Annotated in this window: 14 protein-coding genes and 1 pseudogene; 3 read left to right on the forward strand and 12 right to left on the reverse strand. The window is 63.6% G+C overall.

Annotation, left to right across the window (positions count from 1 at the left end; translation table 11 throughout):
* From VIQ49_RS03280 to VIQ49_RS03300, 5 genes are all read right to left on the reverse strand, one after another.
* A partial coding sequence (locus VIQ49_RS03280) for a sugar phosphate nucleotidyltransferase (protein WP_331880715.1) occupies positions 1-733 on the reverse strand: 733 nt, incomplete at its 3' end.
* Entirely contained in the window at positions 727-2313 is a 1587-nt protein-coding gene (locus VIQ49_RS03285; protein ID WP_331880717.1) for a thiamine pyrophosphate-dependent enzyme, read from the reverse strand. The genes VIQ49_RS03285 and VIQ49_RS03280, both read right to left, overlap by 7 nt.
* 158 nt (positions 2314-2471) lie before the next feature.
* Positions 2472-4124 (reverse strand): hypothetical protein, encoded by a 1653-nt coding sequence (locus tag VIQ49_RS03290; RefSeq protein WP_331880720.1) that lies wholly within the window; start codon positions 4122-4124, stop codon positions 2472-2474.
* Positions 4125-4327: 203 nt separating this feature from the next.
* Positions 4328-5191, reverse strand: coding sequence for an LLM class flavin-dependent oxidoreductase (locus VIQ49_RS03295; protein WP_331880723.1), 864 nt, complete (start codon positions 5189-5191; stop codon positions 4328-4330).
* Between the two features lie 37 nt (positions 5192-5228).
* A complete protein-coding gene (locus VIQ49_RS03300) occupies positions 5229-5732 on the reverse strand; it encodes a hypothetical protein (protein ID WP_331880726.1) in 504 nt (167 codons plus the stop codon).
* Positions 5733-5864: 132 nt separating this feature from the next.
* Between VIQ49_RS03300 and VIQ49_RS03305 the strand changes: the two genes are divergently transcribed.
* Positions 5865-6146, forward strand: coding sequence for a hypothetical protein (locus tag VIQ49_RS03305; RefSeq protein WP_331880728.1), 282 nt, complete (start codon positions 5865-5867; stop codon positions 6144-6146).
* Positions 6147-6206: 60 nt separating this feature from the next.
* Here the strand turns inward: VIQ49_RS03305 and VIQ49_RS03310 are convergent, their stop codons facing one another.
* The 5 genes from VIQ49_RS03310 to VIQ49_RS03330 all read right to left on the reverse strand — a co-directional run bounded on the left by VIQ49_RS03310 (position 6207) and on the right by VIQ49_RS03330 (position 8519).
* Positions 6207-6515, reverse strand: coding sequence for a transcriptional regulator (locus tag VIQ49_RS03310; protein ID WP_331880730.1), 309 nt, complete (start codon positions 6513-6515; stop codon positions 6207-6209).
* Positions 6500-6964 carry a hypothetical protein gene (locus VIQ49_RS03315; protein ID WP_331880733.1) on the reverse strand — a complete coding sequence of 155 codons (465 nt, stop codon included), beginning with the start codon at positions 6962-6964 and terminating at the stop codon, positions 6500-6502. Before VIQ49_RS03315 ends, VIQ49_RS03310 begins: the two co-directional genes overlap by 16 nt.
* Positions 6965-7067: 103 nt before the next feature.
* Positions 7068-7577 carry a peptide-methionine (S)-S-oxide reductase MsrA gene (gene msrA / locus VIQ49_RS03320; RefSeq protein ID WP_331880735.1) on the reverse strand — a complete coding sequence of 170 codons (510 nt, stop codon included), beginning with the start codon at positions 7575-7577 and terminating at the stop codon, positions 7068-7070.
* On the reverse strand, positions 7578-8036 hold the full coding sequence (msrB, locus tag VIQ49_RS03325) for a peptide-methionine (R)-S-oxide reductase MsrB (RefSeq protein ID WP_331880737.1): 459 nt from the start codon (positions 8034-8036) through the stop codon (positions 7578-7580).
* Positions 8037-8147: 111 nt separating this feature from the next.
* Positions 8148-8519, reverse strand: coding sequence for a YidH family protein (locus VIQ49_RS03330; RefSeq protein WP_331880740.1), 372 nt, complete (start codon positions 8517-8519; stop codon positions 8148-8150).
* 101 nt (positions 8520-8620) lie between these two features.
* Here VIQ49_RS03330 and VIQ49_RS03335 point away from each other — a divergent pair, with 101 nt between their 5' ends.
* Complete coding sequence (locus tag VIQ49_RS03335; protein WP_331880742.1) at positions 8621-9898, forward strand: MFS transporter; 1278 nt, start codon at positions 8621-8623, stop codon at positions 9896-9898.
* 101 nt (positions 9899-9999) lie between these two features.
* Here the strand turns inward: VIQ49_RS03335 and VIQ49_RS03340 are convergent, their stop codons facing one another.
* The gene (locus tag VIQ49_RS03340; RefSeq protein WP_331880744.1) at positions 10000-10911 is read right to left on the reverse strand and encodes a hypothetical protein; all 912 of its coding nucleotides are present in this window, start codon (positions 10909-10911) and stop codon (positions 10000-10002) included.
* Between the two features lie 96 nt (positions 10912-11007).
* Positions 11008-12390, reverse strand: coding sequence for a DUF2252 domain-containing protein (locus tag VIQ49_RS03345; protein ID WP_331880746.1), 1383 nt, complete (start codon positions 12388-12390; stop codon positions 11008-11010).
* 98 nt (positions 12391-12488) lie between these two features.
* Here VIQ49_RS03345 and VIQ49_RS03350 point away from each other — a divergent pair.
* Positions 12489-12634, forward strand: a pseudogene (locus VIQ49_RS03350) (DNA starvation/stationary phase protection protein); the annotation flags it as partial.

Consider the following 12634-nt stretch of genomic DNA (forward strand, 5'->3'; position numbering starts at 1 on the left):
CAGCCGCGATCTTCGGGAGCTTCGTCCATTTCTCGCCGTCGATGGTTCCGTCTGTCTGAACTGCCTGAGCCACCATCGCCGCGAGATCGGCGGCGACAGTCTCGGCAACGGACAGCAGGATATTGCTGCGCCAACCCATGATCGCCGTATTCCAGAAGTAGGCACCAGAGCGCCAATACCGTAGTGCCGCCGCAGCGTCGGGCTTCTCGTGGAAGCTTGTTGCCGCGCGCGGTGAGGTCGACTCGTCTGAGGGTGCTTTGACATAACCGAAGTTCGTATTGGGCCCCTGTGGACTCACTCCGATACAGGCGATGCGATCCCGCTGTGCCTCAGTGATGCAGTCTCGCATGCTCGCCATGAACTGCGTGGAACCGTCGATGAGATGGTCGGCAGGCATACTGATGACGACTGCTCCGGGGTCGTTCTGCTGGATGAGAAGTGCAGCGAGGACCAAGGAGGCGGCGGTGTCGCGAGGCGAGGGCTCGGCGATCATCGCCACGCCCCACCGTTCGGCGATCACCCCTACTTCAGTTGCATTTCTGGCGCCGGTGACCAGGAGAATCCGATCGGGATCGGTGAACATCGTTGCTCGGGAAATCGTCTCGTCCAGCATTGTCTGGTGACCCCGAACGGTCATGAGGAACTTTGGCCGCGCCCTGCGGCTGGCCGGCCACAGGCGTGTTCCCCCTCCGCCGGCGAGGATTACGATGTGGGGCAACTGTTCGCTTACCACCGGTATGCCTCCGCGCCTGCCGCGGCACCGGACATTACCAGCGCAACCGAGGGTCCTTTCGTCTCGATCAACGACGAAATCCTCGCCCTGGTGTCTGCCTCATCCAGATCGTCCAGACGCCACCGATCGATCGTTCGGACTCCGCAAGCCCGCAAGAGCCCGGCGAGGTCGACAGCTGGAACCGGCTGGCCCCCCGTCTTGGCCTGAATTCCGTTCACCAACACCACGAACACGACATCGACCTGGTTTGCTGCGGCATCGAGTACTGCCTCCAGACCGCTGTGGAGCAATGCGAAATCGCCGAGGACACCTACTGCATCGCGACCCGCCCGCGCAGCACCGACGGCTACCGCTCCAGCAGACCCCAGGGTCAGGGAGGCATCTGCAGCGTTATAGGGCGGGTAACACAGTCGCACCGCCGAACCCACGTCCGCAGCGACGAACGTACCGTCACGTCGGATAGCTCCCAGGCTGGAATACAACACGTGGTGATCGCCGGGAGGCTGAACCTTTGTACCTTTGACTTCTGGTATCGCCGGATCCACCTGCGCTCCGCAACGGACCGCAAGATCCACCACTTCGCGGCTCAGCGGCCCGGACTCAGGAAGGTGCCCACTCAGACGTCCGCGAATAGTGGACGCTGTGTGCGGAGTGGCCATCCGGATCTGCTGTTCCAGATGTGGGACAGACTCTTCGACGATCATCACTTCAGAGTGGCGCTCGACGAAGTTCACGACGGTCGCCGGCAGCGGACCCGAGCGCCGAACCACCAGTCGACACGTCCCTGGGATTTCGCAGTATCGCGCGGCCGCGCCGAACGCCACTATCCCTTTGTTGCACCCTTCGGAGTCGCATCGCGAATACGAGGCGATCGGGGCGCTCGAGGCGTAGAACCGGGGCAAGGTGACGGTGTGTTGATACTGCACTCGGCCGCCCTTGGTCAGTCCGAAGGCGATCGCATCTCGATCGTGCCCGTGGGGCGCATTCTGTGGTCCGATAGAGGCAGACGGTGCGCCATGCAGCCAATCAGATACTCCTACACGCGAACACGGCTCATGAAGGGCGTTGGACACCCTGACTATCACGGGGGTGTGATGACGTTCAGAGAGTCCGATGGCGGCGTCGAGGACGACGGTGCAGTCGGCGGCCAAGGACGGTTCGATCAACGGAATCTTGGCGGCCTCGGCCAGTTGGCGGCTATCGACGGCAGAAGTCGAACTCACGGCGCCCGGATCATCACCAACGATCACGATGAGCGCTCCGCCGATCGTGTGGAGCCCGGCGTTCGCGAGACTGTCGAGGGCGCAGCCCAGTCCGTTGTGTTTCATGATGACGCAACACCGTTGGCCCGCCTGCGAGGCACCGAAAGCCTGTTCTACTGCGGACTTCTCATTCAGCACGTAGTGATGACCCCCCGAGATCTCATCCAAGGTGCTGACGAGATGGGTGACGGGACTGCCGGTCACCGAGAAGGTCAGCGGGAACTCTTCGCTGATCAGATGTGCGAGTCCGAGGCAGGAGTCCTCGGAATAGCCTGGTCGTGTACCGAAACTATTGCTGACACTAGTTGTGGTCGACATCGGATGTCCCTCCCACCGCGCCGGTCGGTCGCGGATAAGAGGGAATGCTCGCGTCCCGAGCCGACACTTACCAGTGATTGACGTCGATGTCGCAAAAGTGCGACACGCTCATCGGCAGTCAGCGGATGGCCCGAGACGCTTCGGCTGGCACGACGCTTTCAGCGATCCCGCTTCGGATACACCATCAGCCCTGTCGCCCGTTTGGGAATGAGTCCGGGTTCGCGCCAGGGGTCCTCGATCCCCTGCACAGGCTGGACGTCCCTCAGAGGTTGCCACAACGCAATCGCGGTGGAAATCCGTGTTTGCGTGCGATGGCTGAGGTTTGCGTACCCGCGCATACCGTCGCTCACATCGGAGAACTCGGCGAGACTCTGCTCAACCGTGACGATGTCACGCTCTCGGATCGCCCAGAGCACTCTGAGGTCTGCCGCCGAGAGGAGACGGTTCGGTTCAGCATGGCGCGCGGCGACCGAGAAGAACTCTTCCCGTGATGCCTCGAGGAGGGAATGGTCGTGCGCCGCGATGTCACGCCGGGGGCGCAACGTCGAGCCGGATGTCGTCAAGACCAGTCTTACTTCGAAAGTCCTTCGGAGACGGGTGAACTCCGCTTCGAGTGATGGAGCTACGAGCTCTTCCAGCCGGTGCATCTGATCAAGGGCCTTCATGGCGGCCGCCATATTCCCGCACCGTAGGCTCTCGGTGTACGCGATCTGTCCGAGAATGTCGTTGAGGCGTTCAACATGTGCGATTGGCAGGTCACTCTTGTGGTCTTTCGAGAGATGCGGTGCCGCAGCTCGCCGATATTGGGAGCTCGCCAGGTCCAGATGGCCGAACATCTGCAGTACGTGGGCTCGTCCGGCTCGTGCCGACATGAGTGCGAACTCGCGGGCATCGGTGTCCTCCAGCTGTGCTGACTCCGACTCCCACGCCATGGCAAATCGCAACGCACGTAGATTCTCCGCGTCGCGGGTGATACCGAATGCGAGCTCGAGGAACCTCAATCGGCTTGCAACCCCGAGGACATGGGCGTCGGGAATCAGCCGCGCTACTCTGGCGATCAACTCAGAGCGTTGCGCGGATCCGCCATCACGCGCGGCGCGCTCGAGGTCATCGAGAGCCTTGGCCGGATCGCCATCCTCTGGGTCAAGCGAGTACGCGGTACCCAGCAGCGGTGGGTCGTACGCCAGTGTCTCGAGCCGCGCGGGAACCCTCAGCGAGTCTCTGTACCGCTCGTCTTTCGCAGACCTGGGTGGAGCGGGCAACCCATCGAGAACCGTATTGAACGGTGTTCGCAGCCGTTCGGCATAGGCTTTGATCGCGCTCACCGACCGCGGAGTAGACGTCAACGCCGCGTCTGAGCTCAGTGCAACAACGTTTTCCGCGGCAGTGGGTGAACGAACTGCCGCGGAGGGCAGTGGCAGAGCTCGTGTCCGCAGCAATTCGGCGACCTTCGCGTCGATCGAGTTCAGCCTGCGCTCAATCGCTTTCCGGTTCGACTTCAAAATTCTACTCAAGTCGGCCACAGTGACCGGCGGCGAGGTGAGTCCAGTCGCCGCCCAAAACAGGTCGACATCCTCGGCCGACAACCGCACCAACACTCGATGTGCAACACAGAGTTGTGCAAGTCCGGCCCGCACCTGCCCCGGAAGTGCTCCTTCGGCCAGCAGATGCGTGAAAATGCGCGACTTTCCGAGCGTGGTTGCGTGACCAACCAGGCGGGGCTCCGCCTTCATGTCGTCGCGAAGGCTCCGACGTAGTTCGGCCACGTCGGCGGGCGTCGCGGCGAATGGCAATACGACCCACTGCCCCACGGGCCGCCCCTCTCTGTCAAAGATCGGCGTGATTGCTCAACAGGATAGAGACTCTGGTCCAGAGCGCCCTGATGAAAACCAGGCGGCGTCGGATGCATCGTTCCAACTGGCTGTGTCGGCCCAACCTTTTGCATGACCCGTCCGACGTCGCCTTCGACTCGCGAACCCGGGAAGGGAATGATCACCCAGATGTCCGCGCCTGGTCACGGCGCCGCGAAGCCGCGTTCTGCCAGGGATTCGAGGACCGACACCGATCCTCGAAACGGGTCGCCTTCTCGTGGCCAGTGTGTGATCACATCCGTGAATCCAAGTTCTGATGCCCGGCCGACCATCTCGTCGAAGACGCCGAGACTTTCCAGCGAGAATTGTGGTGAGGCATCCAGATTCAGGTAGCGATCGAAGCCGGCGGGGTCGCGGTCGTTCGCCAGCAGCGCCTCGTCGAGTAGCGCGCAGTTCGCGGCAATCCCGGTGAACCACTCGTCCAGCGATGCCGCTTTCACGCCGGTGGTCATCCAGGCGTCACCGTGTTTCGCGGCGAACCGGACCGATCGCGGGCCGTTGCCGGCGAGGATGAACGGGACGTTGTCGCGGACCGGACCGCCAACCAAGCGCATGTCCCGGGCCTGGTAGTAGTCACCGTCCGCCGTGACATGATCCTCACCCAGGAGCCGGCTCAGCAGCAGGGTGAACTCCTGGAACCGGTCGACCTTCTGTCGCGGGGTCAGCGGTGCTTTGCCCTCGATGCCGTCGTCGGGTGTCCCACCGGCCCCGAGCCCCAACAGGATTCGGTCGCCGGCGATGTCGAGCAGCGTTTCGATCTCGCGGGAGAACGAGACCGGGTGGCGGAAATTGGGTGTGGCGACAAACGTTCCGAGCTTGATCGGGGTGATGGCCGCGGCCGCGGTCATCGTCGGAATGCACGAAAACCACTGGGAATCGGGGAGTCCGCCCCACACCAGGTGGTCGAAGAACCAGCCGTGGTCGAAGCCCATCTCGTGGACTCGCTCCCATTTGGGACGGGCTTCCCGCCACGGCTGATCGAGCAGAATCGATATTCCATGGCGCATCTGTCGAGCCTAAACGACCAGCCGCGCCGAACGCGTCTCAGCGGTTCTGTGTGTTCTCCGGGGTTTGGCGCCCCGGGTCCTGTGGGTTCTGGTTGCGGAGGTTCTGGCCGCTGTCGTTCCAGGTGTTCTGCGGGTTGTCGTTCCGCGGGTTCTGCGGACTTTCGTGCCGACCATGGTTCTGGTTCACCTTCTGGTTCTTCGGTACATCGGGGTCGATCTTGTCAGCATGTTCGAACTCTGATTGGAGTTCCTCACGCGACGTCGCCGCAACGCCATGACGGTTCTGGGCCTCGGTAGACAGGCGCTTGGCTTCCGCTGCCTTGGCATCCGCGTCGGCCTTGGCGCGACGAGCCCGCGCGGCGGCTTCCTCGGCGATGGCCTCGTCCCGCTGAACGTCGTTCACCCGGAGGGAGGCGGCCTGCCGGATCTCCCCGGCCTGGACGCGACGGCGGGCCTTCCGCTGCCGCATCAGTGCGAACGCGAGAGCGATCAAAAGAAGTACGACCACAACTGCGATAACAATCCAGACGACGGTGTCCATGACCAGCTCCAAACATGGTTGATGTTGCTGATGGACTACCCGGCGGGTCGTGACGGCAAACACATCGCGTCTGCGCGACGGTTGTCCGCGCTGGTCAGAGCGTTCGTCGGGGACCGCGAATACAGTGCTCCCATGAGTGAAACCGACGCCTTCCCCGACGACTGCCCGACGTTGGCTCGCGATGGTCGGGTGATCGGCTTCTGCCCGTCCCCGAGCGGATCCCATCTGCTCGTCTGGTGGCGTTCAGACTGCGTGGTGATCGGTGGTTACGAGACCTATGAGGCCGGCGTCGCGGCCGCGCTGCGTGCCATCGCCGGCGATGGCCTCGACCCCGACCCGGATGAGGTCAAGGTCGAGGCCGCGCACCTGGAGAAGTCGTTCACAGCCACGGACTGGATGGGCCTGGGCTTCTGATCGTCCGGGCTGGGATCGTCTGGGCCCGGGGTCGTCTGGGTGACCAGGTGATCGACGAATTCAATCGGTGATGCCGACGATCGCCTTCAACGCGGCGATGTGGCCGTCGAAAGCTCGTCGTCCGGCATCGGTGAGGCTGACCCGTACAGTTCGCCGACGCCCGGTGGTGGCCCGTTCGGTGATCAGGTAGCCGGCACTTTCGAGCGTCGACAACTGCTTGGACAGCGCCGAATCGGAGAGATCGAGGTGCTCTTTCAGGAATGAGAACTCGGCCCAGTCGGCCGCTGCGAGGGTGGCTACCAGCGACAGACGTGTACTCGGGTGGATGAGTTCGTCGAAACCGTCGGTTGCACTCACGCACGTACCCATTTGCGCACGTTGGCCAGGATCTCCGGTCCGCCGACCCCGGTCAGCACGGCGACGATCAATGCCGACCACAGTGCGGGTAGTCCGACATCCTGGGCGTCGAGGATGAGGGCGAACGAGATGGTCAGGGCCACCAGCATCAGCAGGATCCCGATCACCACCAGTGCATTCTTGGTGCCGGTCACCTCACGACTCACCTGGACAACGGATGTACGTCGGCTGCCACTCAGGAGCCGCGACGCGACGATCGCGTGCCCGGCACCGAAAAGGATCGTTGCCGCCACGGATAGCCACCACGGACAGAACTCGGCGATGGCTCCGAGCGCCAGCCATCCGCCTGCCAGACCCCACCAGTACGCCGCGGGCAAACCGACTTCGTCGCTCATCTGGCGACGGGCACGCTCAGCGGATTCCAGGGCCTCGCGGGCGTCTTTCGGGTCGATGTCAGCCATAGCAGTCCTCACTTTCCTATTAGGAAAGTAGTGTCTACTTTCCTGGTGGGAAAGTCAAATCCCCGCACGACCGTGGTCGCGCGGGGATTCGAGAAACCAACTTCTAGCTGGTGGTTTGCCTTCGGCGTGGAAGCTTCCAGTCAGGCCGAACGTAGTGGCACGTGTAGCCGTTCGGGATGCGTTCGAGGTAGTCCTGGTGCTCGGGCTCTGCCTCCCAGAAGTCGCCGGCCGGAGTCACCTCGGTGACCACCTTGCCCGGCCACAAACCGGATGCGTCCACATCGGCGATCGTGTCCAGCGCAACGCGCTTCTGCTCGTCGTCGGTATAGAAGATCGCCGAGCGGTAGCTGGTTCCGACGTCGTTGCCCTGCCGGTTCTTGGTCGACGGGTCGTGGATCTGGAAGAAGAACTCCAGCAGATCGCGGTAGCTGGTCTGCTCCGGGTCGAACTCGATCTCCAGGGCCTCGGCATGCGTGCCGTGGTTCCGGTACGTCGCATTGGGTACGTCGCCGCCGGTGTAGCCGACTCGCGTAGAGACAACACCCGGCCGCTTACGGACCAGATCCTGCACGCCCCAGAAACATCCGCCCGCAAGTATCGCCTTGTCGGTCATCTACTTCGCCTCCTCGGTTGAAAACAGCTTCAGGTACTCGCCGTAGCCTTCCTTCTCCATGTCAGCGACCTGGATGAAGCGAAGCGAGGCGGAATTGATGCAGTAGCGCAGGCCACCCTCGGCGATGGGTCCGTCGTTGAAGACGTGGCCGAGGTGGCTGTCTCCGTGGGTCGAACGGACTTCGGTCCGGACCATCCCATGCGTGGTGTCACTCTTCTCCACGACGTTGGCCGGTTCGATCGGAGTCGTGAAACTCGGCCAGCCACAACCGCTGTCGAACTTCTGGGTCGACGTGAACAGTGGCTCACCGGACACGATGTCGACATAGAGACCGGCTTCGTGGTTGTCCCAGAACTCGTTCCGGAAGGCCGGTTCGGTGGCCGATTCCTGTGTGACCGCGAACTGCGCCGGGTTCAGCCGGGCGATGGCCTCGGGGTCTTTACGGTACTCATTCGACACGTGGACTCTCCTTAACAATTGTCACCGTGGAGCTCGGTCCTTACAACGACGGACGACGCCTAGGTGTTCCATCATCCGCCGCAGGCGGGTGTTCCGTCGACCAGGTCGCGATCAGCGCGATTGCAGTCCGAGGGCAACCGCGAACACCGAGAAGACGGTGAGTGCCGTGATCAGCAGCCACACCGGCAGCGGACCGGGCATCTCGCCACCGTCACGCAGCGCGGCCGTGGTCTGTCGCCAGCGCACGCCGCCGGCGATGGCGGCGAATGTCCCGAATGCCACCAGGCCGATGCCCAGTACGTCGCGGGACGTCTGGCTCGAGTAGTCGGGCAGGACGTGCATCACCGCGAGCCCGGCGGCGACGAGTCCGAGGGCGGTCCGGAACCACGACAACACCGTTCGCTCGGCGGCGAGGGTGAATCGCGCATCGACCGCACCGGGAGGGGTCTTGGGATCTGTCGGCGAACCATCCGAAGTCGGCACGGATCCATCATCGCGCATGACCTGCGGTCGCCGGGACCCCCGGGGGCCGGATGTCGCGGGTGAATCGGTCAGCGCCATGCTTGAGCACCGGGGGCAAGAACATGAAAGGGATCGCTGTGCGCTCATGGTTGATCTGGGCGACCGGCACCTTCGCTTACGTGGTGGCGGTCCTGGCCAGAACGACGCTGGGTGTGTCGGGGCTCGACGCCGCCGAACGATTCTCGGCGCCACCTGGTGTGCTGTCCACGTTTGTGGTCCTGCAGCTCACGGTCTACGCCTTCTCGCAGATCCCCTCCGGACTACTGCTCGACCGCTTCGGTTCCCGGGCGATGCTGTTGATCGGGGGCTTGATCCTGGTCACCGGTCAGATGACGATGGCGCTGACCGACGAACTGTCGGTCGCCATCGCGGCGCGGGTCCTGGTGGGGGTGGGCGATGCGTTCACGTTCATCTCGGTGCTGCGGCTGGTGCCCCGATGGTTCGTCCCACGGCGGGTACCGCTGCTCACCCAGTTGACCGGTATCTGCGGTCAGTTGGGCCAGGTGTTGTCCGCGGTGCCGTTCCTCGTGCTGCTCGACGCGCATGGTTGGACAGCGGCGTACGTGTCGGCTGCGGCCCTCGGAGTGCTGTCGGTGGTGTTGACGGCGGCGGTGGTGCGCAATGCCCCGGCCGGAACGGTGACTGCAGTCGAACGGACGTCGCTGCGCCGAACGCTGGGCAGTGTCAAGACAGTGTGGTCACGCTCCGGGACCAGACTGGGCTTCTTCACCCACATGGGCACGCAGTTCTCGATCGCGGTCTTCTCGCTCATGTGGGGCATCCCGTATCTGACCGCCGCACAGGGGCTTTCCAAGGAGGCTGCCGGTGGCATCCTGACGTTGTCGGTTGGGGTCATCATCGTCTCCGGGATCTTGATCGGAGTCTTCACCGGACGCTATCCTCGGCGCCGGTCCGACCTGGTATTGGCGATCATGGGAAGCAACGCGCTGATCTGGGCGATCATGCTGGTGATTCCCACGCAGGCTCCGATCTGGTTGTTGGTGCTTCTGGTGGTGGTCGCCTCGGTGGGTGGTCCAGGTTCGATGATCGGATTCGATTTCGCCCGTACCTCGAACTCGAGTTCGGTACTGGGCACCGCGCAGGGCCTGGTCAACATGGGCGGATTCTTGGTGTCCATCGTGGTGATCCAGGCGATGGGCAGCATCATCGGCGCGATGGGCGGCTACTCGTTCGACGCGTTCCGGGTCGCGTGGACGGTGCAATTCGCCGTCTGGATCGTCGCCATCGGCGGTGTCCTGCTCACCCGGGGCGCAGCGCGCCGGGAAGCCAGCGCGCCACAGATCGAGGTCCCGGCGCCCACAGGGGCATCGGGCCCCTGAGGCCGGTGCCCACTCCGGGACAAAAAAGCCGATACCGGCACCATGATCGGTGCCGGTATCGGGGGGTTTCGAGCGACTGTCTGGCGGCGATCCGCTGCCCGTTACGCGGTGGGCGAGACGACTCCACCGGTGAGGACGCGGTAGGCGTAGGTGCTCGCGATGAGGGTGACGGGGATGGTCACCAACAACCCGATGCCGCAGAGGATGGCACCGACGAAGTTCAAACCGAAGCATGCCAGCGCCAGGAGCAGAAGCGGGCCGACATTGTTCGACGTCAGTTCGAAGCTTGCCTTGATGGAGGCCATCGCGTCCATGTCCCGGTCGATCGCGAACGTCAGTGCGTACCAGGTCAGGAACATGACGATGAGGCCTGGGATCAAAAGCAGGAAAAGACCGATCACGGTGGCGACGCCGACAACGATGGCGACGATGAACACCACGGCCAGGTTTCTGAAGTTGAAGAAGGTGTTGATCGACGGACGGTTTCCGTCCAGTTCGGCCAGGGCGCCGTTGGTCATGGCGGCCTTGAACAGGGTGCTCACCACAAACGATGCGAGCGTGCTGAGCGCGAGTAGCCCGAGGTTGGTGGTGCTCAACTTGAAGCCCGAGAAGACGAAGGACACCACCCAGCTCACGACGACGGATAGCAGGACCACCGCGATCCATGGACCGACGTTCGCCTTGTACTTCTCCCAGCCGTAGCTGATCGCCGCACCGACGGACAGTTCCGGAGGTCCGAAGCCACCCGCGGCGGGGTATCCGCCGCCCTGTGGTGCGTACTGGCCGGCCGGCGGTGGTGGCGGGAATCCGCCCTGGGGAGGCTGGTAGCCACCCTGCTGAGGCGGGGGATACTGGCCACCTGCAGGCGGTGGCGGCGGGTATTGGCCCCCTTGCGGAGGCTGGTAGCCACCGGGCGGCGGATACTGCCCGCCCTGCGGGGGCTCAGGCTGTCCTGGATTCTTTCCGAGGGGAACGTTCGGTTCGTTCCCGGGCGGGGGCGGGTTCTGCGTCATTTTCTCGAATCCTTCGACATCCGTTGGGACTTTCGCAATAGTGTTCAGTTGAGCCAATCCCAATGGGTATGGGGTGTCAAGGACATCCGCCGCGCGCTACTCGATCTGTGCCTCAATCGTTCCCGCAGTCACGGCGGCGACGAGGACGGCGTGGTCGTCCTCGGTCTGGTCCGCATAGCGGACGGCAAAGCTCGCGATGTCCTTGTCGAGGGCGCTGCCTTCGCCGAAATACCCGGACAACAACCGCGGGTCGAGTGATCTCGAATGTGCCCGGGCGAGAAGCGCTCCGGCGAGACGGCCGTAGTCGTCGAGCAGGGTCCGTTTCAGGGAGGTCGGGTCGATGTCGCCCTTGAGATTGCGGAACTGCCGCACAATGTACGGCAGGCCGTCGATGGTGGTCCAGCCGAGCAGGATGTCGGTCTCGGACTGAACCATCCGGGCTCCCCGCACGATTCGCTTGCCCTCGTGGCGGGGCGTGGCTGCCGACACGAACGGAGCCAGAGCAGACCGGCCCGCCTGTTTCACCTGGAGTACCAGGTCCTCCGAGCGATTGCCGTGCAGCAGCGCCACGTAGCTGCGCAATCCGACGCTTCCGGTCCCGACGATGCGAAACGCGATGTCCGAGACCGCGAATCGGGTGATCAGATTGCGCCTGGACTCGCGCAATGTGTCAACGTAGGTGCTCAGGCCGGTGATCACCGAGTCGGCGGTGGCGGCATCGACGTGGGTGAGGATCGGAGGATCGGTGACAAATCGGTGCCGGCGGATACCGGTTGTGTGGTCTTCGAGGTGCTCGGTCCACTTGGCGACCACCTTCTCACTCGTGTTGCGCCGAGCCTTCTTCGAGGCGTCGTTGAAGGCCTCGAGTAGGGCATCGGCCTTGACCCGATCGAGAATGGACGCGTCGGGCAATGCCGACCACGAGCGGAGAAAAGGCGCTTCGGCGAGTCTGTGGACCGTCCTTCGATAGGACTTCACGGCGTCGCGGGCGGCCTCCCGGCACCCCGCCTCCGAGACGTTGCCCTCACGGCCCGCCAGAACGAGACTCGCCGAGAGACGTTTGAGGTCCCATTCCCACGGACCGGGGATCGTCTCGTCGAAGTCGTTGATGTCCATGACGATCTGACCGTCCGGAGTGCCGTACAGGCCGAAGTTCGCGGCGTGCGCGTCGCCGCACAACTGGGCGACCAGCCCGCTGTTCGGGGTGTCGGCGAGGTCGGCCGCCATCAGACCGGCGCCGCCCCGGAAGAATGCGTACGGTGACGCGGTCATCCGGCCGATCCGCAGCGGTGCCAGCTCCGGCAGTCTGCCGATGTTGCTCGACTCGATGTACTCGAGGACGCCGGGCCGGTTGCCGGCGGCGGTCCGGTGGTCGTGCGCCGACTGCGGGAGCTGTTCGCGCAGGCGACGGCCCTGTGCGAGGACTTCGTCTGCATCAACGTAGGTACGAAGATCAGCACTTTCAGGATCTGTGGCCACGAACGCCGAACCTTTCACGACCATGTCGTTCGCGGGAGTCGCGAAACGATCTGGGCACGACAAGTTTAGGCTTCGGCCTATGCGGGAAACCGCCAGACATGACATTCACAGCACCGGGCCTCTCGGATGACGCCACGAAGAAGTTGATCGCCGTCTTGCAGGAACGTCTCAGTGCGTTCAACGACCTGCACCTGACCCTCAAACACATCCACTGGAATGTTGTGGGCGCCAACTTCATCGGTGT

This window comes from Williamsia sp. (assembly GCF_036566845.1).
Classification (GTDB): domain Bacteria; phylum Actinomycetota; class Actinomycetes; order Mycobacteriales; family Mycobacteriaceae; genus Williamsia.

Coding starts and splice junctions, on each gene's coding strand:
- VIQ49_RS03305 (WP_331880728.1), top strand. CDS start 5,865: ATGAGTGAAACCGACGCCTTCCCCGACGACTGCCCGACGTTGGCTCGC.
- VIQ49_RS03315 (WP_331880733.1), bottom strand. CDS start 6,964: ATGGCTGACATCGACCCGAAAGACGCCCGCGAGGCCCTGGAATCCGCT.
- VIQ49_RS03285 (WP_331880717.1), bottom strand. CDS start 2,313: ATGTCGACCACAACTAGTGTCAGCAATAGTTTCGGTACACGACCAGGC.
- VIQ49_RS03295 (WP_331880723.1), bottom strand. CDS start 5,191: ATGCGCCATGGAATATCGATTCTGCTCGATCAGCCGTGGCGGGAAGCC.
- VIQ49_RS03335 (WP_331880742.1), top strand. CDS start 8,621: ATGAAAGGGATCGCTGTGCGCTCATGGTTGATCTGGGCGACCGGCACC.
- VIQ49_RS03340 (WP_331880744.1), bottom strand. CDS start 10,911: ATGACGCAGAACCCGCCCCCGCCCGGGAACGAACCGAACGTTCCCCTC.
- VIQ49_RS03310 (WP_331880730.1), bottom strand. CDS start 6,515: ATGGGTACGTGCGTGAGTGCAACCGACGGTTTCGACGAACTCATCCAC.
- VIQ49_RS03300 (WP_331880726.1), bottom strand. CDS start 5,732: ATGGACACCGTCGTCTGGATTGTTATCGCAGTTGTGGTCGTACTTCTT.
- msrA (WP_331880735.1), bottom strand. CDS start 7,577: ATGACCGACAAGGCGATACTTGCGGGCGGATGTTTCTGGGGCGTGCAG.